This window comes from Streptomyces sp. NRRL WC-3742 (assembly GCF_000720635.1).
Lineage (GTDB): Bacteria > Actinomycetota > Actinomycetes > Streptomycetales > Streptomycetaceae > Kitasatospora.
In genome coordinates this window covers 98,284-124,278 of record NZ_JOCF01000056.1, presented here as the reverse complement: position 1 = coordinate 124,278, position 25,995 = coordinate 98,284, and the positions used below count along the sequence as shown (strand labels likewise).

The 25,995-nt window shown below is 70.4% G+C and carries 28 protein-coding genes and 5 pseudogenes; 11 read left to right on the top strand and 22 right to left on the bottom strand.

The window, feature by feature from the left end; all coding sequences use genetic code 11:
- Positions 1-576: pseudogene (locus IH61_RS47215) on the top strand (exo-beta-D-glucosaminidase); the annotation flags it as partial.
- A 14-nt stretch (positions 577-590) separates the two neighbouring features.
- On the opposite strand, the pseudogene IH61_RS48930 reads toward IH61_RS47215, so the two are convergent.
- The 9 genes and pseudogenes from IH61_RS48930 to IH61_RS0127890 form a co-directional block, all read right to left on the bottom strand.
- A pseudogene (locus IH61_RS48930) lies at positions 591-839 on the bottom strand (IS5/IS1182 family transposase); the annotation flags it as partial.
- A gap of 39 nt (positions 840-878) precedes the next feature.
- Positions 879-1,337 carry a hypothetical protein gene (locus IH61_RS0127925; protein ID WP_031074722.1) on the bottom strand — a complete coding sequence of 153 codons (459 nt, stop codon included), beginning with the start codon at positions 1,335-1,337 and terminating at the stop codon, positions 879-881.
- A gap of 62 nt (positions 1,338-1,399) precedes the next feature.
- The gene (locus IH61_RS0127920) at positions 1,400-1,855 is read right to left on the bottom strand and encodes an amidase domain-containing protein (protein ID WP_051838142.1); all 456 of its coding nucleotides are present in this window, start codon (positions 1,853-1,855) and stop codon (positions 1,400-1,402) included.
- 68 nt (positions 1,856-1,923) lie between these two features.
- Positions 1,924-2,407, bottom strand: a pseudogene (locus tag IH61_RS48925) (hypothetical protein); the annotation flags it as partial.
- Between the two features lie 396 nt (positions 2,408-2,803).
- Complete coding sequence (locus IH61_RS43240; protein WP_051838140.1) at positions 2,804-3,760, bottom strand: Gfo/Idh/MocA family protein; 957 nt, start codon at positions 3,758-3,760, stop codon at positions 2,804-2,806.
- Positions 3,761-3,762: 2 nt separating this feature from the next.
- Entirely contained in the window at positions 3,763-5,079 is a 1,317-nt protein-coding gene (locus tag IH61_RS47210; RefSeq protein ID WP_158845358.1) for an amylo-alpha-1,6-glucosidase, read from the bottom strand.
- The gene (locus IH61_RS0127905) at positions 5,066-6,364 is read right to left on the bottom strand and encodes an MFS transporter (protein WP_051838138.1); all 1,299 of its coding nucleotides are present in this window, start codon (positions 6,362-6,364) and stop codon (positions 5,066-5,068) included. The genes IH61_RS47210 and IH61_RS0127905 overlap by 14 nt, the downstream gene beginning before the upstream one ends.
- Positions 6,361-7,494, bottom strand: coding sequence for a zinc-dependent alcohol dehydrogenase (locus IH61_RS0127895; protein WP_037973437.1), 1,134 nt, complete (start codon positions 7,492-7,494; stop codon positions 6,361-6,363). The genes IH61_RS0127905 and IH61_RS0127895 overlap by 4 nt, the downstream gene beginning before the upstream one ends.
- Positions 7,495-7,545: 51 nt before the next feature.
- Positions 7,546-8,277: a GntR family transcriptional regulator gene (locus tag IH61_RS0127890; RefSeq protein WP_031074710.1), complete on the bottom strand. Its 732-nt coding sequence runs from the start codon at positions 8,275-8,277 to the stop codon at positions 7,546-7,548.
- 246 nt (positions 8,278-8,523) lie between these two features.
- Here IH61_RS0127890 and deoC point away from each other — a divergent pair, with 246 nt between their 5' ends.
- Both deoC and IH61_RS50040 read left to right on the top strand, forming a co-directional pair.
- Positions 8,524-9,243, top strand: a complete 720-nt coding sequence (deoC, locus tag IH61_RS0127885) for a deoxyribose-phosphate aldolase (protein ID WP_031074708.1) — start codon at positions 8,524-8,526, stop codon at positions 9,241-9,243.
- Positions 9,244-9,382: 139 nt separating this feature from the next.
- On the top strand, positions 9,383-10,372 hold the full coding sequence (locus tag IH61_RS50040; protein WP_063763284.1) for an SMI1/KNR4 family protein: 990 nt from the start codon (positions 9,383-9,385) through the stop codon (positions 10,370-10,372).
- Between the two features lie 7 nt (positions 10,373-10,379).
- On the opposite strand, the gene IH61_RS0127875 is transcribed toward IH61_RS50040, so the two are convergent.
- The 3 genes from IH61_RS0127875 to IH61_RS0127865 all read right to left on the bottom strand — a co-directional run bounded on the left by IH61_RS0127875 (position 10,380) and on the right by IH61_RS0127865 (position 12,798).
- Positions 10,380-11,096 (bottom strand): phosphatase PAP2 family protein, encoded by a 717-nt coding sequence (locus IH61_RS0127875; RefSeq protein WP_037973436.1) that lies wholly within the window; start codon positions 11,094-11,096, stop codon positions 10,380-10,382.
- 181 nt (positions 11,097-11,277) lie between these two features.
- Positions 11,278-12,039 (bottom strand): IMP cyclohydrolase, encoded by a 762-nt coding sequence (locus tag IH61_RS0127870; RefSeq protein WP_234327361.1) that lies wholly within the window; start codon positions 12,037-12,039, stop codon positions 11,278-11,280.
- 126 nt (positions 12,040-12,165) lie between these two features.
- Positions 12,166-12,798 carry an SMI1/KNR4 family protein gene (locus IH61_RS0127865; protein WP_031074696.1) on the bottom strand — a complete coding sequence of 211 codons (633 nt, stop codon included), beginning with the start codon at positions 12,796-12,798 and terminating at the stop codon, positions 12,166-12,168.
- Positions 12,799-13,355: 557 nt separating this feature from the next.
- Here IH61_RS0127865 and IH61_RS0127860 point away from each other — a divergent pair.
- On the top strand, positions 13,356-14,366 hold the full coding sequence (locus tag IH61_RS0127860; protein WP_031074693.1) for a hypothetical protein: 1,011 nt from the start codon (positions 13,356-13,358) through the stop codon (positions 14,364-14,366).
- Between the two features lie 73 nt (positions 14,367-14,439).
- Here the strand turns inward: IH61_RS0127860 and IH61_RS0127855 are convergent, their stop codons facing one another.
- The 3 genes from IH61_RS0127855 to IH61_RS0127845 are packed head-to-tail and all read right to left on the bottom strand — an operon-like array spanning position 14,440 to position 16,682.
- Complete coding sequence (locus IH61_RS0127855; protein WP_037973435.1) at positions 14,440-15,636, bottom strand: hypothetical protein; 1,197 nt, start codon at positions 15,634-15,636, stop codon at positions 14,440-14,442.
- Between the two features lie 34 nt (positions 15,637-15,670).
- Entirely contained in the window at positions 15,671-16,252 is a 582-nt protein-coding gene (locus IH61_RS0127850; RefSeq protein ID WP_031074687.1) for a hypothetical protein, read from the bottom strand.
- Positions 16,253-16,265: 13 nt separating this feature from the next.
- Positions 16,266-16,682 (bottom strand): ATP-binding protein, encoded by a 417-nt coding sequence (locus IH61_RS0127845; protein WP_078911440.1) that lies wholly within the window; start codon positions 16,680-16,682, stop codon positions 16,266-16,268.
- A gap of 161 nt (positions 16,683-16,843) precedes the next feature.
- Between IH61_RS0127845 and IH61_RS48920 the strand changes: the two genes are divergently transcribed.
- The 5 genes from IH61_RS48920 (at position 16,844) to IH61_RS0127830 (ending at position 19,211) form a co-directional block, all read left to right on the top strand.
- A complete protein-coding gene (locus IH61_RS48920; protein ID WP_031074682.1) occupies positions 16,844-17,791 on the top strand; it encodes a helix-turn-helix domain-containing protein in 948 nt (315 codons plus the stop codon).
- A complete protein-coding gene (locus IH61_RS50035; RefSeq protein ID WP_324607626.1) occupies positions 17,754-17,885 on the top strand; it encodes a DUF397 domain-containing protein in 132 nt (43 codons plus the stop codon). The genes IH61_RS48920 and IH61_RS50035 overlap by 38 nt, the downstream gene beginning before the upstream one ends.
- 18 nt (positions 17,886-17,903) lie before the next feature.
- Positions 17,904-18,149: a DUF397 domain-containing protein gene (locus tag IH61_RS44895; RefSeq protein ID WP_078911437.1), complete on the top strand. Its 246-nt coding sequence runs from the start codon at positions 17,904-17,906 to the stop codon at positions 18,147-18,149.
- 18 nt (positions 18,150-18,167) lie between these two features.
- The gene (locus IH61_RS0127835) at positions 18,168-18,410 is read left to right on the top strand and encodes a DUF397 domain-containing protein (RefSeq protein WP_031074680.1); all 243 of its coding nucleotides are present in this window, start codon (positions 18,168-18,170) and stop codon (positions 18,408-18,410) included.
- A 72-nt stretch (positions 18,411-18,482) separates the two neighbouring features.
- Positions 18,483-19,211: an SDR family oxidoreductase gene (locus IH61_RS0127830; protein ID WP_031074676.1), complete on the top strand. Its 729-nt coding sequence runs from the start codon at positions 18,483-18,485 to the stop codon at positions 19,209-19,211.
- A gap of 1 nt (position 19,212) precedes the next feature.
- Here the strand turns inward: IH61_RS0127830 and IH61_RS0127825 are convergent.
- Positions 19,213-19,512, bottom strand: a pseudogene (locus tag IH61_RS0127825) (transposase family protein); the annotation flags it as partial.
- Positions 19,513-19,702: 190 nt separating this feature from the next.
- On the opposite strand from IH61_RS0127825, the gene IH61_RS0127820 reads away from it, so the two are divergent.
- Positions 19,703-20,344, top strand: coding sequence for a DUF6461 domain-containing protein (locus IH61_RS0127820; RefSeq protein WP_031074671.1), 642 nt, complete (start codon positions 19,703-19,705; stop codon positions 20,342-20,344).
- Positions 20,345-20,403: 59 nt separating this feature from the next.
- Here the strand turns inward: IH61_RS0127820 and IH61_RS48915 are convergent, their stop codons facing one another.
- The gene (locus IH61_RS48915) at positions 20,404-21,291 is read right to left on the bottom strand and encodes an ATP-binding protein (RefSeq protein ID WP_234327360.1); all 888 of its coding nucleotides are present in this window, start codon (positions 21,289-21,291) and stop codon (positions 20,404-20,406) included.
- A 90-nt stretch (positions 21,292-21,381) separates the two neighbouring features.
- On the opposite strand from IH61_RS48915, the pseudogene IH61_RS48910 reads away from it, so the two are divergent.
- Positions 21,382-21,679, top strand: a pseudogene (locus tag IH61_RS48910) (IS5/IS1182 family transposase); the annotation flags it as partial.
- Positions 21,680-21,709: 30 nt separating this feature from the next.
- On the opposite strand, the gene IH61_RS0127805 reads toward IH61_RS48910, so the two are convergent.
- From IH61_RS0127805 to IH61_RS0127785, 5 genes are read right to left on the bottom strand one after another with little or no spacing between them, the layout of a single operon-like run.
- Positions 21,710-22,189: a Fur family transcriptional regulator gene (locus tag IH61_RS0127805; protein WP_078911436.1), complete on the bottom strand. Its 480-nt coding sequence runs from the start codon at positions 22,187-22,189 to the stop codon at positions 21,710-21,712.
- Between the two features lie 28 nt (positions 22,190-22,217).
- A complete protein-coding gene (locus IH61_RS0127800; RefSeq protein ID WP_037973433.1) occupies positions 22,218-23,054 on the bottom strand; it encodes a metal ABC transporter permease in 837 nt (278 codons plus the stop codon).
- Positions 23,051-23,950, bottom strand: coding sequence for a metal ABC transporter permease (locus tag IH61_RS0127795; protein WP_051838134.1), 900 nt, complete (start codon positions 23,948-23,950; stop codon positions 23,051-23,053). The genes IH61_RS0127800 and IH61_RS0127795 overlap by 4 nt, the downstream gene beginning before the upstream one ends.
- Positions 23,950-24,834: a metal ABC transporter ATP-binding protein gene (locus IH61_RS0127790; protein ID WP_234327359.1), complete on the bottom strand. Its 885-nt coding sequence runs from the start codon at positions 24,832-24,834 to the stop codon at positions 23,950-23,952. The genes IH61_RS0127795 and IH61_RS0127790 overlap by 1 nt, the downstream gene beginning before the upstream one ends.
- Positions 24,831-25,799: a metal ABC transporter solute-binding protein, Zn/Mn family gene (locus IH61_RS0127785; protein WP_031074662.1), complete on the bottom strand. Its 969-nt coding sequence runs from the start codon at positions 25,797-25,799 to the stop codon at positions 24,831-24,833. The genes IH61_RS0127790 and IH61_RS0127785 overlap by 4 nt, the downstream gene beginning before the upstream one ends.
- Positions 25,800-25,995 lie beyond the last annotated feature (196 nt).

Here is a 25,995-nt window from a genome sequence, read left to right as displayed (position 1 = left end):
GGCACCCCCCGGTTCCACAAGGACGCCACCGTCTCATCCGTCCCCGGCGACGGCGGCAAGGCGGAAGCCCTCACCATCCCCGAGGACGTCCCGGACCTGGACACCACCTACCTCGCCAAGCTCACCCTCACCGACCCCACCGGCAACGAGGTCAGCCGCAACGTCTACTGGCACTCCACCAAGCCCGACGTCCTCGGCGACTACGAGGGCGGGCCGAAACCCCCCACCGCCTCCTACGGGAGCCTGACCGGACTGAACCAGCTCGCCCAGGCCCAAATCTCCGCCACAGCCACCAGCGCGAACACCGGCGACACCACCAAGGTCACCGTCACACTCACCAACACCGGCACCGGCAACACCCCCGCCCTCCTCACCGACGTCCACCTCGTCGACGAGGACAACAACCCGGTGCTGCCCGTCACCTGGACCGACAACCAGGTCAGCCTCTGGCCCGGCGAAACCACCACCATCACCGCCACCGTCCGCACCATCGACCTCACCGGCACCACCCCCCACCTGCGCATCACAGGCTGGAACACCCCCACCAGCAGCATCACAGCCAACACCACCCCCTGACACACCCCACGCGGATGGCCCTTGGTGGTGAAGCCGCCGCGCGAGCGGCCGAGGCCCTGCCACGGCGTCTCGTCCTGGTGTTCCCCGGGTCCAGCCCCCTTTGGGGCCAGGGCCGGTGGCCGGTCGGTGCGGGCGCCTGCCGCGTGCTGGTGGGCCCGCACGATCGTGGAGTCGACCGAGATGTCCCAGTCGATGTCGCCGGCCGCGTCGCCTTCGGCCCGGACCTGCTGGAGCAGCCGTTCCCATGTCCCGTCCGCCGACCACAAAAGCAGGTGACAGTCACATGATCGGGCGGACAAGCCCTAGTTGGACGGGCGCTCGATGCTGGCCGCCCCGGAGGGCGGCGGGGTCGACCTGGGGTTCAGCTCGTTGAGGTACCACCGCGCCTTCTCGGGGACCCAGCGGATGGTCTCGATGAGCACCTCGGGCTTGCCGGTCTGGGACGTGACCGTGATGGTGGCCTGATAGGTCTCGGGGAAGGTCTTGGCGGTGACGAATTTCTGCACTGCCATGCCCCGGCCGCCGTACCGCGTGACGCGAAGGGCGGCATCGTCGGCCGCTTCCTGGCTCGGGTGCTCCGCGTTGTTGTCGAGGTGTCTGGCGAGCCCCTGGTGGTCCTGTGCGTTGAGCAGGTCGATGTACCGGCGGAACCAGGGCTCCAACTCCGCCGGGTCGGCGGGTTTCGGCGAGGACCCGCAGCCGGCGGCCACCGCCGCGATGACCACGCCGGTGGCGGCGAGGAAAGTCCGTCGACCGAGCATCTGCCTCCCTCTCTCGCTTCTCACTGAGTGATGGGCGGGAGCGCCCCGCCCACCCTGACGGCTCAGGTGCGGTACGCGTAGAACGTCCCGCCCGGCCAGGCCCGCAGGAACTCGGACAGCGAGACGTTCTTCCGGTTGTTGGTGTGATAGGCGAGGTACGGCATCCCGTTCACGACCTTGTGGACGATGGTGCTGTGCGTCTTCACCGTGCCCCCGCGGCCCTTGACCTGGAGGATGTCGGACAGGCCGATCTGCCAGACGTTCGACAGGTTGCGGGTGCGGCCGCTGGAGACGGCGAAGCTGCCCCAGTGGTTCGCGTTGGCCCAGCTCCACGTCTGGTTGGCGCTGTGGTACCACCAGTTGTGGTAGTCGCGGTACCAGCCCGGCTTGTCCTGCCAGCCGCCGGCCCGCAGCGCCTGGCTGATGAAGTTCGTGCAGTCCCCGCCGTTGCCCTCGCCTCCGAAGTCCCGGTACGCGGTGTTCGGGCGCTCGGCGTAGCGCTCCGCGCAGTCGGCCATGGCGCGGGGTCACCGCCGCGGACATCGGCGACCGCGCCGCCGGGCAGGTTCTGCTGGCCCAGATCGCCGCCGCGCGCTGTCAGCCGCTTCGCCTTCGACCTCAACGCCTCGATCTTCGCGGGCACCGGGTCCAGGCCGAAGCAGCCGGCCATTTCCTGCCAGGTCAGCGGTCCTTGGCCGAGCCGGTCCCGGTCCCGGTCCCGGTCCGCGAGCCTGCACGATGCGCCAGTAGTCCGCCGACAGTGCCGACCAGGCCAGCCCCGCGCGCCACATCGGCACCACCGACTTCAGCCTCGCCGACCTCGAAGATGCAGGCAGCGCGGGCGGTTCACCGCGATCCGACGGCTCCTCAGTGGCGTTTGGGCCGACGCTGTCTCCTTCGTCCGGAGACAACACCTCGCCGACGCGTGAACGGGCGATGACGCACTCGTTCCACTCCAGCTCGGCCGCGACCAGCTCAGCCTGGATACGGTCCGCCTCCTCCCGCAACGCGTCCACACGACGGCGAGCAGCCAACTCACGCTGTTCCAGCAGCCCCACGACCGACGGCATCCCCAACCTCCCCCAGAGCGACGACACGACACGTCACCACTCTCCGAGACCGCCGACCCCATGCCTGAACAGCAGAAACGCAGCCATCAAGCACGGAAGGACAACAGTCGCTGACCCCAGCGGCCGGAGGGGGGCCGGCTCGGGTCCTGCGCGCTGGGCAGGGCTGGTGGGTGCACGGTGATCTCGTGCACGTACCGCTTCTATGGCCTGAGCCCGCCGGGATGGTCGCCTACGGCGTAAGTGAGCGTCCGTCAGCCGGGAAAGGCGGTACTGCCCATTTCGCACTCGACATCGGTGTCGGAGCCGTGGCCGGGCTCGGTGCTGCCGCCTTCTGCGGGGTGACGGCCGGCTTGGGCTGCCTGCTGGTCGCCGGCGCGACCCGTTACGGTCGTGTCGTCAACTCGGCTCCAGGGCTGCGCAGTTGCTTCTGACGAGGTCGAGCGTGGCCGCGATGAGGCGGGTCTGGTCGAGGGGGACGAGAAAGCGGGGGTGGCCGGCGACGGCCTCGTCGAGGGCCTCGACCATGAGCTGGTAGGGGTCGACGGCGGGGTAGGTGCGAGTGTCGGCCGACGCTGTGAGGTGCGCGGGTGCGGCGGCGGCGCAGAAGGCCGGGGAGGACAGGCGCAGGCTGCCGGTGCTGCCGGTGGCGGCGAACTCCTCGGCCGAGGCGCCGTTGAGGGAGCAGTGGATCGCGGCGCTCCCGCGGCCCGGGAAGTCGAGGACGAACGTGGACGCGCTGTCGGCGGAGTCGGGGTGCCACCGGGTCTGCTCGGCCCACCGGACCTGCGGGGTGGACCAGTCGAAGGCCGCCAGGGCGGCCGAGACGGCGTAGTAGCCGACGTCGTACAGGGCGCCGCCGCCGAGCGCCGGGTCCAGGCGGTAGTTGCCCGGGGCGGGGGCCAGGCCGTCGAACCGGGCACTGACGGCGCTGACCGTGCCCAGTTCTCCGGCTTCGAACAGCGCCTCCATGGCGCGGGTGCGGGGATGCCAGCGGTTCCAGGCCGCTTCGACCAGGAGCCGGCCCGCCGCGCGGGCGGTGCGGGCCATCTCGTCGACCTCGGCTGCCGACAGGCCGAGCGGCTTCTCGCACAGCACGTGCTTTCCCGCGCGCAGCGCGGCCGTCACCCACGGGAAGTGCGCGCTGTTGTGCAGCGCGATGTAGACCACGTCCACGTCCGGGTCCTGGAGCAGGGCTTCGTAGGTGGCGTGGATCCGGCGTGGACCGAGCGCTCGGGCCCGGTCGCGGTCGCTGGCGGCCACGGCGTGCAGGACGGCGCCGCTGGTCGCCAGGACCGCGGGCGCGAGGCTGGATCGTGCGATCGAACCGGCCCCGAGGAATCCCCAGTTCGCCATGGTCAGCTCGCCTCCGCCGCTGTCCGGTCGTCGGCCTCCGCGTCTTCGGCCGCGACCAGGTCGAGGACGAGCGTGCTCCAGCCGAAGGAGTGCGCGCCGTGGCCGGCCGCGTTCTCCGGTCCGTAGCATTCGCGGGTTCCGGATGCGGCGACGAGTCGGCAGGTGCGCTCGACCAGGGTGCTCGCCTCGGCGTGGTAGCCGTGCTTCTTGAGGCCCCAGTAGAGGTACCAGTTGAGGTTGACCCAGCTGGACCCGCGGAATATGGCGTTCGTGGCGAACTCCGGGTCGTACGTCGGCTCGTTGGCGGCCACGCTCGGCACCGGGTACGGGCGCCAGAACTCCCCTTCGTTGAGCAGGTGTTGCTCGATGAGGCGCTGGGCGTGCCCGCGCGGCACGGAGTCGAGGAGGATGGGGAACAGCGAACTGGCGGTGAGGATCTCCACCCGCCGGCCGGAGACGAGGTCGAGGTCGTAGAAGGCGCCGGTGCGCTCGTCCCAGCAGTGGCGCAGGAGCGCGGCGCCGATCGCCCGGGACTGCTCGGTGAGCCGGGTGACGATCCGTTCGGGCAACTGGGCGCTGCGGGCGAGCCGGGCCAGGCAGGCGAGCCCGTCGGCGTAGACGGTGTTGACGAGGACGTCGTTCCAGACGAACCGGTTGCGGCCGCGTAGCGGCGATTCAGGGGTTCGGCCCGGTGAGTAGTCCTCGATCAGGGTGCGCATGGCGCTGTGCCAGGCGTCGCTGACCGCGCAGGGCGCCAGGCCCTCGATGCCGAGCGCGGCGTCGTACTTGGGGCTGCAGTCGAGTCCGGACTCGTCGGGCTGGTAGATCTCGAGCAGGCCCGTCGAGGGACTGGTCCTGTGCTCCTTCAGCCAGGAGAAGAAGGCGAGCACGGGCTGCAGCACCCGGCGCAGCCACAACTGGTCGCCGGTGGCCTGGTGGACACGCTCGACGGCTCTGGCCACCACCGGCGGGGCGATGGTCACGGAACGCCACTGCTCCCACAGGTCGATCCGGAACTCCGCGGTCGCGGTGGGCCGCAGGTCGTCCTGCCAGAGCAGCATGTGGGGCAGGAAGCCCGAGGGCGTGGCGGCGCCGACCAGTGAGCGCAGTTCGTCGCGGGCCCGGCGGGTGTCCGTGCGGGTGAGCGCGATCGCGTGGTAGCTGCTGTCCCAGGCCCACTGGAAGGGGTAGGAGTCCGGGGAAGGGCAGGTGAAGTCGTACGAACGTCCGGCTCCCTTGGAGAATCCGGTGCGTCGGTTGCCGCGGAGCGTGGCGCGTGCGGCGCCGACGGCTTCGGCTGGGGCGTTACCGGTCAGCATGTTCGGTAGCTCCTCGCGGGTCGGTCCGGGCGGCATGGGCAAGGGGGGCGGGGGCCTGCCCTGTGGCGTCCCGGCCGCTCAGGGAGAGCAGCAGGACGGCCAACAGGACGAGGGCTCCGGCGACGCTGAAGGCCGACCGGATGCCGAGCCGGTCCGACAGCGAGCCGAGCAACAACGGGGCGAGCATGATGGCGGCGCCGACGAGCAGTTGAACGTACGCGGTCGCCCTGCCGGTCCGCCCGGGGGCGGCGCCCACCGCGAGGGAGAGCGTGAGCGGGAAGAGGTTGGCGATGCCGAGGCCGCTGACGAACAGGCCCACGAGGGCCATCCAGGTCGTGGCGGCCGTCCAGAGGGCGAGGACTCCCGCACCGGTCACGACCAGCGTGGCGAGGACCAGCCGGGGCGTCGGCCACCGGGTGGCGCCGGTGACCCGGCTGCCGGCGAGCCGTCCGAGCAGGGTGCCGCCGTAGAACAGGGCCATCAGGGTGGCCGCCTGATGATCCGTCAGATCGGTGATGTCGCTGAGCAGAGGCGAGCCGAAGAAGACCACGCAGAACTCGGTGGCGACGACGACCGCACACAGGGTGCTGAGGATCCAGAAGGCCCCGGGGAGCCTGCCGCTACCGTCCTCCTGCTCGTGCTGGCGCTGCGGCGCCGTCACCGCACCGGGGCGCAGCGGCTCGCGGCGCAGGAGGGCGTACAGGGCCGCCACGGCGAGCGCCGGCAGCAGCAGGCTCCAGTTCCAGGCGGCGCCGAACGCCTGGAGCGCGCCGATGACCAGCGGTGCGAGGAGCGCGGTGGCGCTCGCCCCCGCGTTCGCCTCGAGCAGCGCGCGCTCGCGCAGCTCGCCGTGGTGTTCGGCCAGTACGGCCAGCGCGGTGGTCTGCAGCAGGGAGCCGCCGATCCCGCCCACGGTGGCGGCGGTCAACGTGACGGCGACGTTGGAGCCGGTGGCGAGCAGCGCCGCCCCGACGGCGAGGGCGCACGCTGCCGGCCAGAACAGCCGGCGGTAGCCGAACCGGCCGCGCAGTCGCTCGAAGACCAGGTTGGTGACCACGGCGCCGGCGGCGAACGCCGTGGAGTGCAGGCTCATCGTCTGGTAGCTGAGGCGCAGGTCCTGGCGCAGCAGCGGCAGCACCGGGCCGAGCGCGTACAGCAGGTAGGCGAAGACGGCCAGCCCGCTGTAGGCCGCCGCCGTCAGGCGGTCCCGCCGAAACGGTCCTGGCTGCGGCGGTCCTTGCTGCAGCGGCCCGTGCCGCGGCGGTCCGTACCGACCGGCCGTCACGCCGGTGTTCCCACCCGTTCGGTGGCCGCGACGGCGCCGTAGTGCTCCGTGAGCCGGCCGAGGACGTCCGGCGCGAGCATGGACGTCTTCATCGAGGCGCCCGCGCCGTACTCGGTGAAGGCCCTGCGCACGCCGGCCTCGTCGTCGAGGGCGACCCGCGTGGTGATCAGCGGCCGGGCGTCGACCAGTCCGGTCTCGATCAGGCGCAGTGCCACGTTCGTCACGCTCGCGGTGCGGGCCATGGGGAACAGCCGTACGTCGAAGGGCGTGGAGCGCAGCTTGAGGCCCTTGGCGAGGATCATCCAGGTGTTGATGAGCTGCGGCACGGCGGTCGCACCGTAGATGACGTACGTCCCGCCCGGGCGCAGCAGGCCCATGGCCTGCTCCCTGATGTCCTTGACGCCGCCGGCGGCCGGGGCCGCGACGTGCGGGAGGGCGTCGAAGACGTAGTCGGCGTAGTGGTCGTGGTGCTCGTGCGCGAAGGCTTCGAGTTCGGGGGCCTGGGTCTCGGTGTTGAAGGCGGTCGAGGCGCCGTTGTCCAGCGCGATGGACAGCCGTGCGGCGTTGCGGTCCAGCACCGTGACCGAGCCCGCGCCCAGGTACCGGTGCAGCACCTGGACGGCCAGCAGGGCGCTCGGGCCGCAGCCGAGGACCACGCAGGTGTCACCGGGCCTGGGCGGGTTGAGCAGCAGGGAGCGCAGCACCGAGGTGAGGGGCTCGACCACCGAGGCGAGGTCGGAGGTGACGCCGGGGGGCAGGACGACCGCCGCCGCCTGGTCGGCGTCGTAGAAGTTGCGCTCGGTGTACCAGGAGGTCTCGACTCCGCGCCGTCCGGCGAAAAGCGGCCGCAATGCGCGGTACTCGGCCATTCCGCCGAAGTCCGTCTGACCCCAGTAGGTGACGCGGTCCCCCGTCCGCACGTCGTCGCGCAGCCGTTTTCCCACTTCGACGACCCGGCCGACGTATTCGTGGCCGGGAATGATCGGCCACGACTCGGGGAAAAGGTGCCCGCGGAAGTAGGAGACGTCCGTCGAACAGATGGAAACCGCCTCGGTGCGAAGCAGGACTTCGTCCGGACCGCATGTCAGATCGGGAACGGTGGCACGTACGAGTTCGCCCGGCGCATTCATGAGATAGGCGTACACGGATTCCCCCTCTGTGTTTCTTCTGGGTCTTGGGCGTCACGGTGTGGAGTCTGCGGACGAATCGACCTCGAAAGCGACATCGAGCGCGTATCTGTCGCCCACGTAGCGTGATTCGGTGAGTTCGAGCGGCTGGTCGTGCTGGTCCGTGATCAGCCTGACTTCGGTGAGCAGGGCGGTACCCGGGCTCACGTCCAGGAGGTCGGCCTCGGCCTCGTCTGCCACGGCTGCCCGGATGGACGAGTGACCGCGCGTCGGCGTCCTCCCGAGGGCGATGAGCGTGGCGTGCACGGAGTCCCGCGCGAAGTCCACCCGGAGCAGCTCGGAGAGCTCCGACGGGAAGACCGCCGTCTCCAGCACGGTCGGGATTCCGTCGGCGAGTCTGACCCGGCGGATTTCCACCACGGTTGCGGGATTGGGCAGGATCAGCCGGTTGGCTTCCTGGTCCGTCGCCGGACGCAGTTCGGCACTGATCAGCGTTGACGAGTGCTTCCGCCCCTGTCGCCGCATTTCTTCACTGAAACGGACGAGGTTCTCGGCCCGACGGCGCGTGGGCGGTTCCGCCACGAAAGTACCCCGCCCGGACACCCGGTAGACGAGATTCTCCGCGACGAGCCGTTGCACGGCTGCTCTCGCGGTCATTCGGCTCACGCCGAATTCCGCGCACAATTCTGTTTCCGACGGAAGCGGATCATGTGGTCGACGGCCGGCGATACGCCTTCGGAGCGCCTGCTCGATTTGGTAGTACCTGGGTGAGAAATCTGTTCCCACTGGGCCTCCACATGAAGAAGAGTATGCCGAATATCTGTATAGTCAACTAGCTCATAGTAGGACACGTGTGCACGAAGCGCGCACATAGAGTCACCTCCGCCGACCGACCCCGCGTGATCTGCGTCACATTCTGTGCACCCCCATTGACGCCCGGGCCGGCACCGGCGGTCAGCCGTCTAGCCGTATAGACAGGTTGTTGCTACGGTGCGAAGAGCGCGATCTCACGCCCACCCGAGGGAGAGACCCATGGACCACACCGGCACCGACGTCGCCCGAGTCGCGAAGATGATCGACCACTCGCTCCTGCGCCCCGAACTGACGGCACGTGACGTGCTCGAGGGCTGCGCGCTGGCCGCCCGCTACGACGTGGCCTCGGTCTGCGTGAAGCCGTCCGACGTGAGCAGGGCCGCCAAGGAACTGGCCGGCACCGGCGTCCTGGTCGGCACCGTGGTGGGCTTCCCGCACGGCTCCTCGATCACGGCCGTCAAGGTGGCCGAGGCGCGGGCCGCGCTGGCCGACGGCGCACGCGAACTCGACATGGTGCTCGACATCGGCCGCCTGCGCGACGGCGACGACGGTGCCGTCGCCGCCGACATCACCAGCGTCGTCCAGGTCGCCCGGCAGGCCGACGCCGTCGTCAAGGTGATCTTCGAGAACGCCTACCTGACGACCGACGAGAAGCTCCGCGCCTGCCGGCTCAGCGAGGAGGCGCAGGCCGACTTCGTGAAGACCTCCACCGGCTTCGCCCCGGGCGGAGCCACCCTGGAGGACGTCCGCCTGATGCGGGCCAACGTCCCGGCGCGGATGAAGGTCAAGGCCGCGGGCGGCGTGCGCACGCTCGACCGGCTCCTCGAGATGGTCGAAGCCGGAGCCGAACGCTTCGGCGCCACTGCCACCGCCACCATCCTGGACGACCTCGCCGCCCGGATCGCCGCCGGCCAGGACAGCCAGGTCCGATCCGGCTGATCAAGGGACAGTCCCCGACGGCGGACTCTTCCTATACCCAGACGCGCCTACGGATCCGGCCTTCGCCGGCGGCGTTGTCGGCCGGGCATGCCAGGCTGCGTCCGACGGACCTGCCGAGACACCACCCGGGGAGGGGCACGTGGCCGCCGACTTCTATCACGCCGAGGACGAGGTCGGCGTACGTGTCGACGACCCGTCCGAGGCTGCCATACGCACGTTGCTCAACGGCCTCGACGACACGGAGAACACGTTCGTCATCCTCCAGGCCGACGAGGACGGGTCCTCCTGGTGTGCCTCGGTCGCGCTGGAGGACAAAGGCGGCTACGAGGTCGCCCTGCGGGATCCGTCCTGTCGGGAACACGTTGTGGTCACGGAGACCAGCACCGAGAAGATCGCGCGAGACCTCATCCTGTGGATCGCCCGACGCGACTTCCGCGGACGGGCAGGGCACCACACCGTCCTGCGGCCGGACGTTGCCGGGCTCGCGCGACTCGCCGGACTGAACCCTGCGGCCGCTGCGCCACTGCTTCCGTGGGACCAGGCCCAGGAAGTCGCCGGAATCCGGCTGCCTGCCGACTACCGGGCATTCGTCGATCTCTTCGGCCCCGGCGAGCTACGGGGAGAGCTCGGCGTCGTGACTCCGCGGCCTCTGCCCGGCCGACCCGTCGGCGTCGGCGCTCTCTCCCGCATGGTCAACGCGCTGATCAACGACACCGGGGCCGCGTTCAGCCAGATGCGGGAGGACTCTCCCGACCTCTGCCCGTACCCCGTCCATCCCGAGCCCGGTGGCCTGCTGTACTGGGCGGGCAACGACAACGGCGACCACTGCTTCTGGCTCACCGAAGGGAACGACCCGGACCGCTGGCCCGTCGTGGTGTGGCTGCGAGGCGAATTCCCCGACGGCTGGCACCACTACGACATGGGCATGGCCAGGTTCCTCCTGCTGGCGCTGTCGGGCGAGGACTCCACCCTGGACGACCTCGGTGTCGCGGCGTCGACCGCGCCGGTCTGGGTGCCTTCAGAAGCGATTCCCGAACTGCGTGACACGGCTGCCGCTCGAACTCGCGCGCATCACTCTCGTCCGGTGACAGCTGATCGGCGCGCTTCGGACGCGCCCCCGTGGGGCTGAGCCCGTGTCAGGCCGTCTGCTGCTCCGAGTGCAGGCTCCGAGCTCGGGCTCGGGCGAGGCGGCCCCACAGTGTCGCGGTGGCGATGGCCACGAACATCAGGACGACGCTGCCCGCGACGTCGAGGACGTAGTGGTTGCCGGTGGTGAGCACGTCCGCCGTCATGAGCAGTGGGAAGGCCCAGGGCAGAAGCGCCAGCCGGGGGTGAGTGGGGCGGAGGACGGACCATGCGACGTACGCGCTCCAGAGTGACCAGCCCACGTGCAGGCTTGGCATGGCCGAGTAGTGGTTCTGGCCGTTGCCGGTGTCCCGGGAGGTGTGGCTCAGGATGTCGTAGCGGGCGACGATGTCGACGACGCCCGGCAGGACGAAGCGCGGCGGCGACATCGGCACCGCCCAGTACACCGGCAGGACGAGGGCGGTCATGGCGACGAGTGTCCGGCGGGCGTGGCGGTAGACGTCGGCGTTCCGGACGAACGCCCAGAGCAGCACGCCGGCGACCGCCACGTAGTAGAAGCGGTACAGGTAGACCGCCAGGTGACCGAGGAGGGGGCGCCCGGCCAGCCAGTTGTTCGCGCTCCGCTCGATGTCGAGGTGCAGGGCGTGTTCCGCGGACTGGAGGGTCAGCGCATGGGCGGTGGCGGCCACGACGTCCTTGCCCGCGGCGGCGTGCAGGCGGGTGAAGAGCAGGAACCAGAGCAGCAGTCCGAGCACTTCGACGAGCACGCCAGGCCGACCGCCGACACCCCTGACAAGTGCGCCCGCCCAGGCATGCCCACGGCCCTGGTGCCCGCTGTTCGGAGGTGGCATCACGCGAGCCACCCTAAAGCTTGTTACGGAAGTGATCTTTGCGGGTTGCCGGGCACCGAGGTCGGCCGTGTCTGCGGACTCGGTGCCCGGTGCCGAATCAGCTCTGGGTCGGCGCTGCTTGCCGAATGTCGGCCTGCACGAGGCCGCCCGGTGCGAAGACTGCTGCGGCGATCCGAAGCTGGGGCGGCAGGGAGGACCACAGCTCCTCGAGGAGGTCGCTGCGGTCTCCGGCGGCGATGCGGACCTCGGCGAGCGGGTCGCCGGTAGCGATCTTGTTCCCGTCCGAGCGGTAGGTCGTCATGAGTACTCCCTCGCCGGCCTCCAGGCCGTTGACCTGCAAGGTCAACCGGTTGGTGGCCGCGCGTCCCCCGCTGCTGTGACGTGCGGCGCCGAACCAGGCCGGACCGCCGTTCCGGCCGTCGGCGATGACGGTCAGGCGGGGGGTGAAGATCGGCGGGTCCGGTTCGTAGTCCAGCCCGTCCAAGGCCAGGGCGGGAAGCTGTCCGGAGTCGAGGCGGTCGGCGACGGTGGCGACCTGTTCACCGTTACCGAAGACCATCCAGTGGCCGCTCTGGCGGGCGGCGACGTAGTGGCGCAGGTCGTCGTGCGCGCGCGATTCCGATGGGGCGACGACCAGTTCACCGTCCGGAGAGCGGTGCAGCACGCGGGCCTGGGAGGCACGGCTGCGTCCCGTGAGGAAGTACGCGCCAAGTGTGTCGCCGTCGCCGGTTCGGCACCACAGCACCCCGCGTCCGGGGTAGTGGTTGTCCGCCAGCACCTCGTTCAACCAGTTCACCGAGTTCAGCCCCTCCGATTTCATGATGTCCCCGCAGCGCGCGAGGCTGTCGACGACATTCAAGCGGACCAGGGAGCGATTCCCCCAGGCGAGGCTGCCGCAAGCTTTGGCCACACCACGGCTACCGACCGCGAATTTCACCACGGCCCGGCGGTGAACACACGACACCTGAACATGCGGACTCACCAGTCAGCGCGGAAACGCGTCGGCGTACGGGTCCGGTTCGCCGGTCGCGGGCTTGAGGCCGGCCTTCCAGCGGAGTTGCTCCAGCCGCCAGTGAACGAAGGTCGGTGGCGAGCAGTCCCACAGCTCGCCGGCGATGCTGATCGGCCGGCGCGACCATCCGTCGTAGTCCTTCTGGAGCAGCCGGCGGAGGAATTCGACCATTCCGAACGGGTGGACCGTGAAGGTCGGGTTTGTGTGTCGTCCGTAGACCAGGACCGGCCAGCGGTCCGGGTCGCTGTCTTCGGTCAGCCAGCAGAGGATGTCCGGACCGGACGTGACTCCCCAGGCAAGGATGTGCTCCGGGTCGACGTCGAGAGCGGCTCTACCGCCCTCCATTTCCCAGCCGTAGCGGACCTCCTCGGTCTCCCCCGCGATGTCGCCCGGATTCCATTGGATTCCCTCGGTGGGGACGGGCAGCAGGACGCCGGCCTCGCCGTTGATCGAGCCGCCACCGTAGACGGACATGAATGCCTTGTAGTCAGCGGGGAAGCGAGTGCTGCAGGTCGATTCGGCGACCGCCCAGTCGACCTGTTCGTCGGCGCCGTGCTCGGGCGACATGATCTGTGTGAGCGCTGCGACGCCCGGGTGTTCCACCATTCGAGTCCCTCCTCCGTCCACGGCTGCTCAGCCTAGTGATCCGGTCCGACGGCGAGCGTCGGGGCCAACCGTTCACCGGGGCTTCCGGCCGCCTTCGGTCGGCGCCGGGTTCTCGGGGAGGCGCCAACTGCCGCCCCGGTCCTCCCACGAGAGGCGCGCGGCGAGCGCGGGGACGCGCAGGTGGCAGGCCAGGGCCGTGGCGGCGTGGAAGGCGTCGATCGCGCGCTGGGTCCTCGGTCCGTAGCGGACGGCCGAGCCTGGAGCGGCGAAGAGCAGGAATGTGCAGGAATGCGGCAGTGCAGCGGCAGGTGGATGACCTCACGTTCCCGCCTTCCCCCGCGCGGGGGAGGCCGGATGATCCGTGGGACGGATGTGATCGGCGCGGGTGACGGGGAGCCTTGGAGCGTCAGCAATCCGGACATTCGGGGGTCACAGTGGCTGTTCCTGCGTACTCGGAGGTCGGCGGCGTCCCTCTGCCACCGACCACAGGCCCGGGGCGGAGGTCATGGTGGCGGCGGTGGCCGGTGTGGGTTCCCACGGCCGCTGCTGTGTGGGGCGTGTTGTACGCCGCTGTCGAGGTCACCTGGGCGGTGACGGGCACCGCCGTGCAGTGGAAGGAGCACTCCGCGTACGCGCCGGGGGTCCAGCTCTTCCTGGCGGCCCTCGCGCTCCTGGTCGGCGGCGCCTGCCTGGCCAGCACCCGAACGCTCACCGCGCTCGGCCGGGTTGCGGTGGCGACGGCGCTGATCACGGCGCTCCCGGTGTTGGTCGTGGGAACGAACGGGCTGCCGATCTACTTCGTGACGATTGCGACGCTCTCGGGGATCGAGAGCGCCACCGGGCTGGCTCAGGTGCTGCTGAACACGGCCGGCGCCGCCCTCGTGCTCCTCGTCGGCCTGTCGTACCGCCGACGGCTGCGCGGCGACTGCCCGCGCTGCGGACGGCCGCACGCCGGCGCGAGCGACGGCCCGCTCACCCACCCGGCCGCCTCCCGAGCGCCGAGGCGCACCCGCGTCGCGGTGTACCTGCTCATGTGCGGACTCCTGCCGTGGGCGGGATCCAAGACCATCTGGACGCTGGGCGGCAACGCGCTCGGCGTCGCGGGCGATGACTGGCAGAGGACGTCGAGCGTCGGCGCGTCGGGTCCGGCGAAGGCAACCGCGTCGGCGGGGATCGACGTGACCGTGCTGGCGGCGATGGTGGGGATCTTCCTCCTGCTGGGGCTGCTGTACGTGTGGGGGCAGGTGTTCCCCCGCTGGACGCTGTTCCTGTCCGGACGACGGGTCCCGCGCCTGCTGCCCTTGATTCCGGCCTGGCTGACCGGTGTCCCACTGGCGATGTACGGGGCCGCCCTCACCGTCATGGCTCCGCTCATCGCTGTCGGCGTAATGCCCGGGATCGAACCGTCCCCGCCGTTCACCTCCGGCTCGGGGATCACCTGGTTCGTCGAGTTCGGCGGCCTGGCGTTCGGCGGCCTGGGCATCGGCCTCATCGTGGCCGCCCGCTCCTACGCCGCCCGCACCCGCCCCGTCTGTTCCAGCGCCCTGGGAATGACGCAGCCCGAGTAGTCGGGTGATGGAGTTCTGTCGGCGGCGTCCAGGGGCGCCCTGCGGCGACGGTGCCGACTGGCCGCCCGGCCCGTCACCCGTCGAGGAGCACTTCGCGGTGCTGCCAGGCGAGTTGGAGCAGCGCCGCCCCGGCCGGCTGCATCGGTTCGCGGCCGGTCAGGCGCTCGACCTGCTCCGCCGTGAAGGGGATCCCCACGGCCTGCCCGGTGCCGTCCTCGAGCTGCACCCGGTGGCCCTCGTCGTTGGTGGAGACGATCCACTCGAAGGTCGCGTCGAACAGCTCGGCGTCGAAGACCGCGACGGTCAGCATGTCGGTGACGAGCGTGAGCGGGTCCATGCCGAGCCCCAGCCAGTACACCCGCAGCGTGCCGGCGGCCCGGGCCGCGTCCAGGGCCCGGTTGAACGGCCAGGTGTCGTAGTCGATCGGGGCGGTGTCGCTGCCGTAGTCCTCACTGCCGCCGAGCAGTTCCTCGCTCAGCTCGCGGACGACGGCCCGCCACAGGTCGAAGTCGTTGGCCTCGTTCCAGGGGGCGTCGTGGGACGCCTGGAACATCCCCACCGGCATGACCTGGAAGAGCCCGCCGCCGCTCGCAACCTTGGCCGGATCGCGCCAGTGGAGGAGGAACTCGGCCTGGCCGGTCTGCCGGTCGTGGCGGATGACGAGTGTGCTGACGGCGGTAATGACCGGGCGGCGGTCGAGGTCCGTCGGGTCGCCGATGGCCGTACGGAAGGGTGTGGCGCTCGGGTTCATCGCCGACCGGCGGCCGGGCGCGGCCAGGGCCGCGGCGGCGTACTCGTGAGCGGCGGCCTCGCAGACGTTGATGACGTCGAAGTACCGGCCTCGGCCGAAGGTCAGCGTCGGCGCCGTCGCGTCCTCCCCCACCTCCAGCAGCCGGTAGCAGCCCCGGTTCTCGAACAGCCGCGGCCTGGCCAGGTCGCGGACGGCGTCGGCGTAGAAGGTGTACGGCGTACCGTCGTCCCGCCTAGCGCGGACGGCGTCCAACTCGGCGCCGCTGCCGTCGATCGGGGCCGCCGGGGTCTCCTCCCGCCACCGCAACCTGACCCGCTCCAGGGGCACGGGCGTCGCGGGAATCCAGTGCCTGCGTGCCAGCACCCGCCCGCCGGGGGCGAATTCACCTGGAGGCCGGTCGGCCACGGCTGCCCGCGTCAGCTCGAACCGGCTGCGGTTGAGGTACTCCCGGACCTGCCGCCACGCGGCCCGGCTGGCCTCCGGCGTGACGGCCGACTCCGGCCGAGGGGTGGTGGACACGGCGCTCCCTTCGGTACGGCGGGTTGCGGGCAGCCTACGGCCCGAGCGGCAGGTCGTGCCGGGCGGTGGTACGGGCCGCGCGGACGCGGCACTGCTCGAATGCGTACCTGATGCGGGTGTCCGGGGAGGGCTGGGCAAGGAGGAGTTCACCGGCCTGGACGAGGGTGGTCCAGTAGCGGGTGGGGTCGCCGGTGCGGGCGAGGGGGCGGGCGGCGGTGAGGGAGAGGTAGGCGGTGGTGAGGTTACCGGTGGTGAACCAACGGGCCAGACCGTGCTGGTGTCCGGCGCGGATGCCGCCCATGGCGTCGATGGCGGTGAGGAAGAGGTCGACGATCGCGCGTTCACGGTCGTCGAGGGGCTTGGGGACGTCGAAGATGCCGAGGGCTTCGAGGAGTTCGCCTGTGTCGGCTTCGGAGCCGGGGCGGGGGTTGGCGAGGAGGGCGTCGTAGCACTCGTCGAGGCGGCGGTCGGCTTCGGCGGCGGGGATTGCGAGGGCCGCGCAGACGGCGCGGGCCGAGCGCAGGGGCTGGCGGGTGCGGCGGGCGAGGTTGGCGTACACCTCGGCGGGGGTGGACCCGATGTCGAAGAGGTGGCGGGCGGTGAGGGCGAGTCGCATGGGGTTTCGCCTCTCAGGCAGCCGGGGCGATGGTCGCCCAGACGAACTTGCCGATCCCGCCGATCCGGGGGCAGCAACCCCAGCGCTCAGCAAGCTCGTTGACGAGCAACAGCCCACGGCCGCACTCGTCGTCGAGGTTTGAGGGTCGGAGCGTGGGGCGGCCGCTGCCGGCGTCGTGGACCTCGAGGCGAAGACGGTCGTCGACGAGGGCGAAGCGGATCTCGATGCGGCGGTCGTCGGGGGCGTCGGAGTGCTGGACGGCGTTGGCGAACAGCTCGTTGAGGAGCAGCTCGGCGACGTCCGAGTAGTGGTCGCCGGAGGGAAGCCCGGAGAGGTAGGCGCGGAGGAGGTGGCGGGCGACGGGCGTGAACTCCGTGCCGGAGTCGAGACGGGCGACGAACACGCGGGGGCGGCAGCAGGTTTTGATCATGGCGAGGCACCTCGGGGGCGGAAAGGGGGCGTACGGAGGGAGCGCATTGGTCACGCTGTGCACGCGAAAGATCGCGTTCCGACATCAATCATCGGATGCCGGAGTTACGGTGGTGGCCGAAATCGGGTGCTGTAGGCACGTGGTGTGTGAGGGGGCCAGCGATGGCACATCGGCGCTTCAAGCGGGAGTTGACGGCCACTTCGGCGGAGCTCTTCGGCGAGGAGCTGCGCTTCTACCGGGAGCTGGGCGGCTACACACAGGCGGAGTTGGGCGTACTGCTGCACTGCAGCCGCACGAACATCACCCGGTACGAGACCGGCCAGCGCCGCATGCCGCCGGACCTGGTGGAGAAGGCCGACGAACTGCTCAACGCGGGCGGTGCGTTGAAGCGGATCTGGGACCGGATCGACTGGAACGCCCAGATCGGGCATCCGGACTGGTTCCAGACCCACGCCGACTCGGAGGCCGAGGCCCTCGGACTCCACGTGTTCCAGACCGACTACATGCACGGACTGCTTCAGTGCAGGGACTACGCGAGGGCGATGTTCGAGGCGGGCGGGACCGGCGAACGCTCCAAGGAGATCGAGAAGCGGGTCGAGGCGAGGCTCGCGAGGCAGGAGCGGTTCCTCGCCAGGGGCGGCCCGCAGTTGGTGGTCCTCCTGGACGAGAGCGCCATCCGATCGGTCGTCGGGGGGCCGACGGTGATGGCCCGCCAGATGCAGCACCTGCTGCGCATCGCCGAACTCGAGAACATCGTCATCCAGGTGGTGCCGTTCACGGCCCGCGCGACGATCATCAACACCTCGATGATCCTTCTGGAGATGCCTGACGGGCAGCACTTGGTCTACTCGGAAAGTCTTGACAGGGGAAACCCCAGCGACGATCCGACCATCGTTTCCGGGCATCGTCGGCGCTATGATCGGATGCGTGGCGACGCGCTCACAGTGGGCGAGTCGCTGGCACTGTTCGGCGAGGCGCTGAAGGGGTTCAAAGATGACGCGGAACGAGCTCGACGCGGCCAAGTGGCGCAAGAGCAGCCACAGCGGAACGAACGGCGGCGACTGCATCGAGGTGGCCCCCGGATTCCCCGACCTCGTCCCCGTACGTGACTCCAAAGACCCCAAGGGCCCGGTGCTTGTTTTCCCCGCCGCCGCCTGGGAAGCCTTCATCGTAGCCGTCCGCGAGGGCGAGCTCTCGGCGTAGAACCCTTGGGGGTCAAGTATGTTGACCTGGCGAAAGAGCAGCTGCAGCAGCAACGGTGGACAGTGCGTCGAGGTAGCATTCAGATGGCACAAGAGCAGCCACAGCGGCCCGGACGGCGGGGACTGCATCGAGGTGGCCTCAGGGTGCCCCGATCTCGTCCCCGTACGTGACTCCAAGGACCCGCACGGGCCGGTACTCCTCTTCCCTGCCGCCGCCTGGACGTCCTTCGTCGCGGCCGTCCGCGAGGGCGAGCTCCCGGCGTAGAACCCTTGGGGGTCAAGCATGTTGACCTGGCGGAAAAGCAGCTACAGCGGGCACGACGGCGGCAACTGCATCGAGGTGGCCTTCAGCTGGCGCAAGAGCTCCTACAGCAACGGACAAGGCGGGTGCGTCGAGGTCGACGACTCGCGCCCGGGAACCATGCGTGACTCCAAGGACCCCGAGGGCCCTGCCCTGTCCTTCCGGGCCGACGCTTGGCGGGCCTTCGTCGCCGCCGTCAACTCCGGTGAGTTCGGCGATCTCTGACACGCATCTGGGAACCGTCTGCGAGCGCAGTTCACTACACCGATCGATCACCGCACCAGGAGCCGCGCCACCATGAGACTGGACGACCATCGGATAGCCATCACGGCCGCCGGCCGGGACTTCGGGCGAACCCTTGCCATCCGCCTCGCGGACCTCGGCGCCGAGGTCTTCCTCTCCGCGCGCGACCTCACTGCCGCCCAACGGGTTCGCGACGAGATCCGCGACCGGGGCCACCAGCGGGTGCACGCCTTCGCCTGCGACCTGACCGACCCCGCCTCCATCCGCGCCTTCGCCTCCGGCGTCGCCGAACACACGGACCGCATCGACGTGCTGGTCAACAACGGCTCCCGCTGGCTGGAAGGTCCTGACCTCCTCTCAGCGACTGACGCCGACGTGGTGGACACCATCGCCTCCGGCGCCACCGGCACGGTCCTGACGACGAAGAGCTTCCTGCCCCTCCTCCTCAACTCGGACAAGCCCGACGTCGTGACGCTCGTCTCCACCTGCGGAACACCGGGCCACCACCGGTCGGACGCGCACGACGCCTTCTACGCGTCCAAGAGCGCCCAGGCGGGGTTCACCGAGATCCTCTCCAATCGCCTGCGGCCCCAGGGGGTCCGGGTGATCTCCCTCTACCCGCCGGACTTCGACAACGCCGACCCGCTCTCCGAGGAGTGGGAGACCACCCCTCGCGGTTCCAAGGACACCCTGACCGCTCACTCCCTCGTGGAATGCATCCTCTTCGCCGTCGGCCAGCCCCGTGACTGCTTCATCAAGGCGTTCCACTTCGAGCAGGTCTGAGCTAAAGCTTGTTGCAGAAGGGTGGGTGCTGACAGGTCGGCGTGTGCTCTGTTCGGGCGAGGTTGTGCATGGGGGCGACGGCCTGCACGGCGTGGTGCAGGCCGTCGCCTTTCTGCCGGCAGTCTCGGAGGATCTTGTAGTTCTTCATCCGGGCGAAGGTGTGCTCGACGCGGGCGCGCACGCGCCGGTGTTCGGCGTTATCCTCCTCCTGCGCGCGCAGGAGCGGGCGGCCGACTCGTCGACGGTGCGGGACGACGAGTCCGGTGTTGAGGTAGGCGCCGTCCGCGAGGACGGTGACGTCGGCGCACCTGGCGGGCAGGTCCGGCTCAACCCACAGCACCCCACCCATACAGGAGAAATGCCCCGGCCCAAACCCTCTGCAACAAGCTTTAATGCCTGCCTCCTTGATCGGGCCGGGTGGGCGGCCGGGTCGGAGCGGGCCGGCGGCCCGGGGCGGAGGTGTGTCGGTGTGGTGCGGCAGGATCACCTGTATGACGGACGGAATCGCCTGGCTCGCGGAGCCACAGAGCATCGCCTTCGGCGGCTACAGCGTGACGCTGGCCCGAGGGCTCGGGGTCGAGGCGCTGGCGGCGCGGATCGCGGCGTCGGCCGAGTGGTCGGAACGGACGGTGGAGCCGGTCGGGGAGCTCACCGGGGACGGGCTGGTCGAGGCGTTGGAGGAGGAGTTCGGGGACGCCTGGGACGGGATCGGGCTGCGGCTGGGGGTGAGCGGCGGGTGGACCTTCGCGGTGGCATACGGGGGCTGGTTCGGTGAGTTCGGGGACGATCCGGCGATCTCCGCGGGCGGGGCCGAGGTCTTCCTGGTGGAGTACGAGGAGGAGAACGGCAAGCCGGTGCCGCCGACCTTCCACTACCACCGGGACGGCCGGACGGTGCGCTCGTTCAATCTGCACCTGGACGACTCCTGGGGCAACGGCCAGGTCGTCGGAGACCCCGAAGTCGCGGGTAAGGTCAAGGAGTTGCTGAGCGCAGAAGGTCTGCCGGACGAGGAGCGAGCGGGCCGCGATGTGCACCGGACCGTCCTGGGGGTGCTGGAGCGGCACTTCGGTCTGACACTCCCCCGGGCCATGGTGCTGGAGGCCCCGCTGCCGGCCGTCCTGCTCGCCGATTAGTGGTGCCCCGCGGAAGTTCGTGGAGGGGCCGGAGGGCGAGTCTGGAAGCGGTGGATGTGTCAGGCGAAGGAGAAGTGCGCGGCGGCTTCGGCGGGCGTTGTCGCTTGGCGACGTCCGGGGACATCGTGGACGGTGGTTGCGCCCTCGGAGCGGAGCTGGTCGGCACTGGCGTCCCGGGCCATGATGGCGGCGTAGGTACGGACGTCTGCGGCGGTGAGGTCCGTGCGGCCTCGCTCGGTGTACTGCTGAAGGAGGTCGGGAACGTCCGGGTTGAATCGCAGCATGGTCACCGGCGCGTTGAAGCGCCTGGCGATGGCGATGAGTCGTGCGCGTGCCTGCGGCGTGACATTCGTTGACTCGGCGATTGCGCTGTGCCCGGCGGCGAGCCTGGCGACGATCCTGCGGTCACGTTCCTCGAATATACGTGCGTCCGCGGCGTCGGATTCCGCTTCCGCTTGTGAGGTGCCGAAAAGCTCCGCACGGATCTCGTCACTGGACACCACGGCTTCCGCATCGATCTGCCGGCGCGCGATCAGTGCCCGAACGAAGCTGCTCTTGCCCGAGGCCGGTGGGCCGACGAGGACGACAAGTCCTGCCGGCACCCGGATGGCAGACACGAGAGCGTTGAGGTACAGGCCGCCTGCGCAGTCGAGGGCTTCCTCCGGGGAGCCAGCCGGCAGTCCGCTGGGCAGGAGGTTGTCCCGGTAGCTGTCGTTGCTGGCCAGATAGAGGGCGAATCCCCAGGTGTGCAGCACGCCGGTGAAACGCAGTCGGCACAGCGGCAGGCTCTTTTCGCCGGACAACTCGGCTGCCACGTAGGCGAACCCCGCGCGGAAGCGGACCGTGACGGCGTCCACCTGGGGCCAGCACTCGCGGGCGTGGCGGTTCAGACGCTGGCGCAGGTGGTGCTGCATCGATTCCGGGGGATTCTTCGGCACGGGCCTCATCCTGCCCGGTGTCGCTGTGACCCGCCATGATCATCGGCCGTGGCGGGTGGGCGACGGGCGGGGACAGCGGTGGCGGTGACGATCGATTCGCGGCAGCTCGCGCCGCTGTTCGGGATCTCGTCGGCGACGGTGTGCCGGATCGTGCAGCGCCTGGGCCCGCTGCTGGCGCTGGAGGCCGCTGCCCGCCCGCCCCGTGCCGGGCAACAGGGCCGACGCCCACGCCTGGCGGGCATCGGATCTGCCCGCCAGGTGCGCCGACGCCACCGTCCTCGCGGACGGCGCCTACCTCTACACCGGACTCGTCGTCCCGCACCGACGAGCCGGCCGTCGCCCACATGCACGACCTCACCCGAACCGCATGAACCAGCAGGTCAGAGCACACGCCGACCTGTCAGCACCCGCCCTTCTGCAACAAGCTTCAGTCACCCTGGCACGTCGTGCAGACGCCGGTGAGTTCGACGGTGTGGTGGACGTCGGCGAAGCCGGACATCGCGGCGATGTGGTCGGCCCATGCCTCGACGTTGGCGGAGTCGACCGGCTGGCTCAGGCCGCACTCGCGGCAGATGAGGTAGTGCCGGTGGTCGGTGCCCGGGCGGTAGCGGAAGAGGCGTTCGCCGTTGGTGTCGCGCACGACGTCGGCGCGGCCTACAGCAGCGAGTGCGGTGAGGGTGCGGTAGACGGTGCTGAGGCCCACCCGGGAGCCGGTGGCGAGCAGGCCCGCGTGCAGGAGTTGGGCGCTGACGAAGTCCTCGCACCCGGCCAGGGCCCGTAGGACCTCGGCGCGCTGCGGGGTGAGGCGGCCGAGACCGTCTCCCCCGGGCTGGTCGGCCTCGCCCGTACGCCGGTCGGTCGCGCGGCGGAAGGCATCCGTCAGTGCGCTGGTCCTCGCCTCGGTCATGGTGTCACCCCCGGTTCTCGTGGCGCGATCAGGCGGGCACCGGCCGCCCGGTGCGGGCCGGGCGGACGAGGAAGGTGGCGGCGTAGACCGCGGTGGCGGTCGCCATGATGGCGAAGCTGGGCGGCAGCTTGGGCGCCGCCGCGCTGAGCAGCAGCCCGCCCCACATCTCCGCGACGGCGAGGGCGGCGGACAGGGCGAGCGCGCGGAACGGCCGGTCGGTGAGGCGGATCGCCGCGCCCGCCGGGGCGGCGAGCAGGCCGAGCAGCAGCAGGGAGCCGACCGCCTGGGTGGCCTCGCCGGCGGTCGCGCCGACCAGGGCGAGGAAGCCGAAGCCGAGCAACCGCACGGGCACGCCCCGGGCGGCGGCCACCGATTCGTCCAGGGTGGCGAAGAGCAGCGGTCGGGCGATCAGGAGCACGCACAGGCAGATCACGCCCGCGACGGCGACGGCAATCCCGGTCTGGTCACCGTGCAGACCGAAGATGGACCCGAACAGCACACTGGTGCCGGCGCCGCCCGGGGCGCCGCTGCGGGAGGTGGTGTAGACGGTCAGGAAGAAGGCGCCCAGGCCGAGGATCCACGCGAAGACGCTGCCGATCACCACGTCGTCCGCCCGCCCCTGGCGGCCGAGCCCGCCGATCAGCAGGCCCACCCCGATGGTCGCGGCGAACAGTCCGAGCCGCAGGTCGTAGCCGCCGGCGAGGGCGGCCATCGCGCCGGTGAACGCGACGTGGCTGAGCGCGTCGCCGGTGAAGATCTGCGCCCGCAGTACCAGGAAGTACCCCACCAGGCCGCAGGCCAGCGCGATGAACGTCCCGGCCAGCAGGGCGTGTTGGAAGAACGCCTGGGTGATGACGGTACTCACGTGGCAATCCCCGTCCGTAGTGGCGCCCGGCGGCCGACGGCCTCGCGGGCGAAGCGGTACAGGTGGGCGAGCACGAAGGCGACGAAGGCGAAGCCGGTGACGAAGAAGCCCAGCGGGTACGGCCGGTAGTACGCCGCGATCAGCCCGGCCCAGCACGCCGCCAGCCCGATGACCACCGACAGCAGCATGCCCAACCCCGGCCTGGCGGTGACCTGTTGGGCGGTCGCCGCCGGGATCACCATCAGTGCGAACACCAGCAGCGTGCCGGTGATCTGGCTCGCCTCGGCGGTCGCCGCGCCCATCAGCACCAGGAAGAGCGTGCCCAGCGCGCGTACCGGGACGCCGCGACCGGCCGCCACCTCCGGGTCGACCGAGGCGAACAGCAGCGGCCGTCCGATCAGCGCCAGCACGCCGAGGACCACCGCGCCGACCACGGCCAGGACCGCGACCTGGCCGCTGGTGATGCCCAGGAAGCTGCCGAACAGCAGCGCCGTCGGCCCCTCCAGCAGCCCCTTGTACAGGCTGATGAACAGGTATCCGCAGGCCAGCGCGAACGCCTGCACCGTACCGGTGACGGCGGACTCCTCCGACCCGCTGCGCCGCAGCGCGGCTATCACGAGCGCGGCGGCGGTGCAGAACCCGAAGTAGCCGAGCGAGGTGGAGAACCCGGCCAGCACGGCCAGCGAGGCCCCGGGGAAGGCCGCGACCGACAGGGTGTGACCGGCGAAGGTCTGTCGGCGCAGGACCATGAACCAGCCGACGACCGCGCACACCACGGCCACGATCAGGCCGGCGCGGAAGGCGTTCACCATGAACGCGTAGGACCACATGTCCTGGAAGTCGGCGATCAGGTCCCAGGTGGGGACCGGCGAGGTCGCGTCGGATGCCAGCAGCATCAGGAGCCCCCGTGCGGGTGCCGGTCGGTGTGGATGGCCGGGGCCTCCGGCTGGCCGACGACGACCAGCCGCCCGTCCGAGGTGCGCAGTACCTCGACGGGCGTGCGGTAGAGGCGGGTCAGCGTCTCGGAGGTGATCACCTCGGTCGGGGTGCCGCAGAGGGCGCCGCCGTCGGCGATGTAGACCACGCGGTCCAGGTGGTGGAGGATCGGGTTGACGTCGTGGGCGACCATCAGCACCGACACCCCCTCCTGATGGCAGATCCGCCCCAGCAGGGCCGCGACGGCGCCCTGGTTGGGCAGGTCCAGGCTGTCCAGCGGCTCGTCCAGCAGCAGGACGCGCGGGCGCCGTACCAGCGCCTGCGCGATCAGCAGCCGCTGCTGCTCACCGCCCGAGCACTGCCCGATCGGCCGGTGCGCGTAGGCGGTGGCGCCGACCAACTCGACGACCTCCTCGACGCGTTCGCGCGCGGCCCGGCGCTTGGCACGGTTCAGGAACGGGACCGGGATCCCCCACGAATCCCCGTCCAGTCCCAGCCGCACCACGTCGAGGCCACGGATGCGGACGCTCGCGTCGAAGTTGCGGCGCTGCGGCAGGTAGCCGACGGCGGTGTTGTGCCCGCCGGGCGCCGCGCCGAGGACGCGCACCTCGCCCGCCACCGCCGGGAGGAGCCCCAGCAGGACCTTGACCAGGGTGGACTTCCCGACGCCGTTGGGGCCGAGGACGGCGGTGAACTCCCCGGCCCCCACGGTCAGATCGACACCCGACCACAGGGTCCGCCCGCCCACGCGCACGGCCGCCCCGCGCAGCGACAGTACCGGCTCCCCGTCGGGAGCGGTGCGCTCCATCTCCGTACGGACCGTCTCGGTCGGGTGGATGCTCACTTGCCCGTCGCCTGCTTCAGCGCGTCGGCGATGCCCTGCAGCTGCTGGGTCTGCCAGTCCTGGAAGGTGGCGTTCGCCGGGGCGAGGGTCTCGGTGACCTGGGCGACCGGGATGCCCTGCGCCTTCGCGGCGTTGACCTGGGCCACGATGTCGGGGTTGGAGTTCTGGCTGTTGTAGACGTAGATCTTGATCTGCTTGCCGGAGATCTGCTGGTCGATGGTGGCCTTGTCGGCGGCGGTCGGGTCGGTGCCCTCGCTCACCGCGGCCAGGAAGGTCTCCGGGGTCAGCATCTTCAGGCCGACGCTCTCCGCGAGCGGGGTGACGATCGACTCCGAGGCGCCGATCGGGGTGCCCGCGTACGTGGCCTTGATGTCGGCTTCCAGCTGGGTGTACTTGGCCAGGGTCCGGGTGGTGAAGGTCTGCTTCTGGGTGTCGAAGTAGGCCGCGTCGGCCGGGTCCATCTTCTTGTAGTCGGCGGTGATCCGGTCGATGACCTTGGTGACGCTCTCCGCCGAGTACCACTGGTGCGGGTTGTCACCCTCCTTCTTGCCCAGCAGGTCGCCGACCTTCAGCGCGGTGCGGCCGGACGCGGGGTTGGCGGCGAGCAGCTTGTCGGACCAGGCGTCGTAGCCGATCCCGTTGTTGATCACGTAGTCCGCGCCCGCGACGTTGCGGCCGTCGGCGGCGGTCGGCTCGTAGGAGTGCGGGTCGGTGTCCGGGTTGGCGATGATGCTGGTCACCTTGACGTGGTCGCCGCCGAGTTGGGTGGCTATCGAGCCCCAGAAGTTCTCCGCCGCGGTGACCTGGATGACCTTCGAGCTGCCACCGGCGCCGCTGGATCCCGGGGCGGAGGCGGTCTTCGCCGGGGAGGAGGTCGAGCAGGCGGCGGTCGCGGCGAGGGCGGCGACGCCGACGGCGCCGAGGACGGCTCTGAGGGGCTTGCGGCGGGACTGGGTGGTGCTCATGACGGGCTACTCCTCGCATACCTGCTGGCCCCGCCCCTTGGACGGGGTCCGGCGCCGGTGGACACTTCCACCCTAGATAGAAATGATTTTCATAACTAGTCCGATCAAGGCCGAGATGGAAATCATTGCCAAAACTTGGAGGACTGCATGCCGGACGAGGGGGCGGCCACGACAGGAGGCGGCGCGCCTCGCGCCC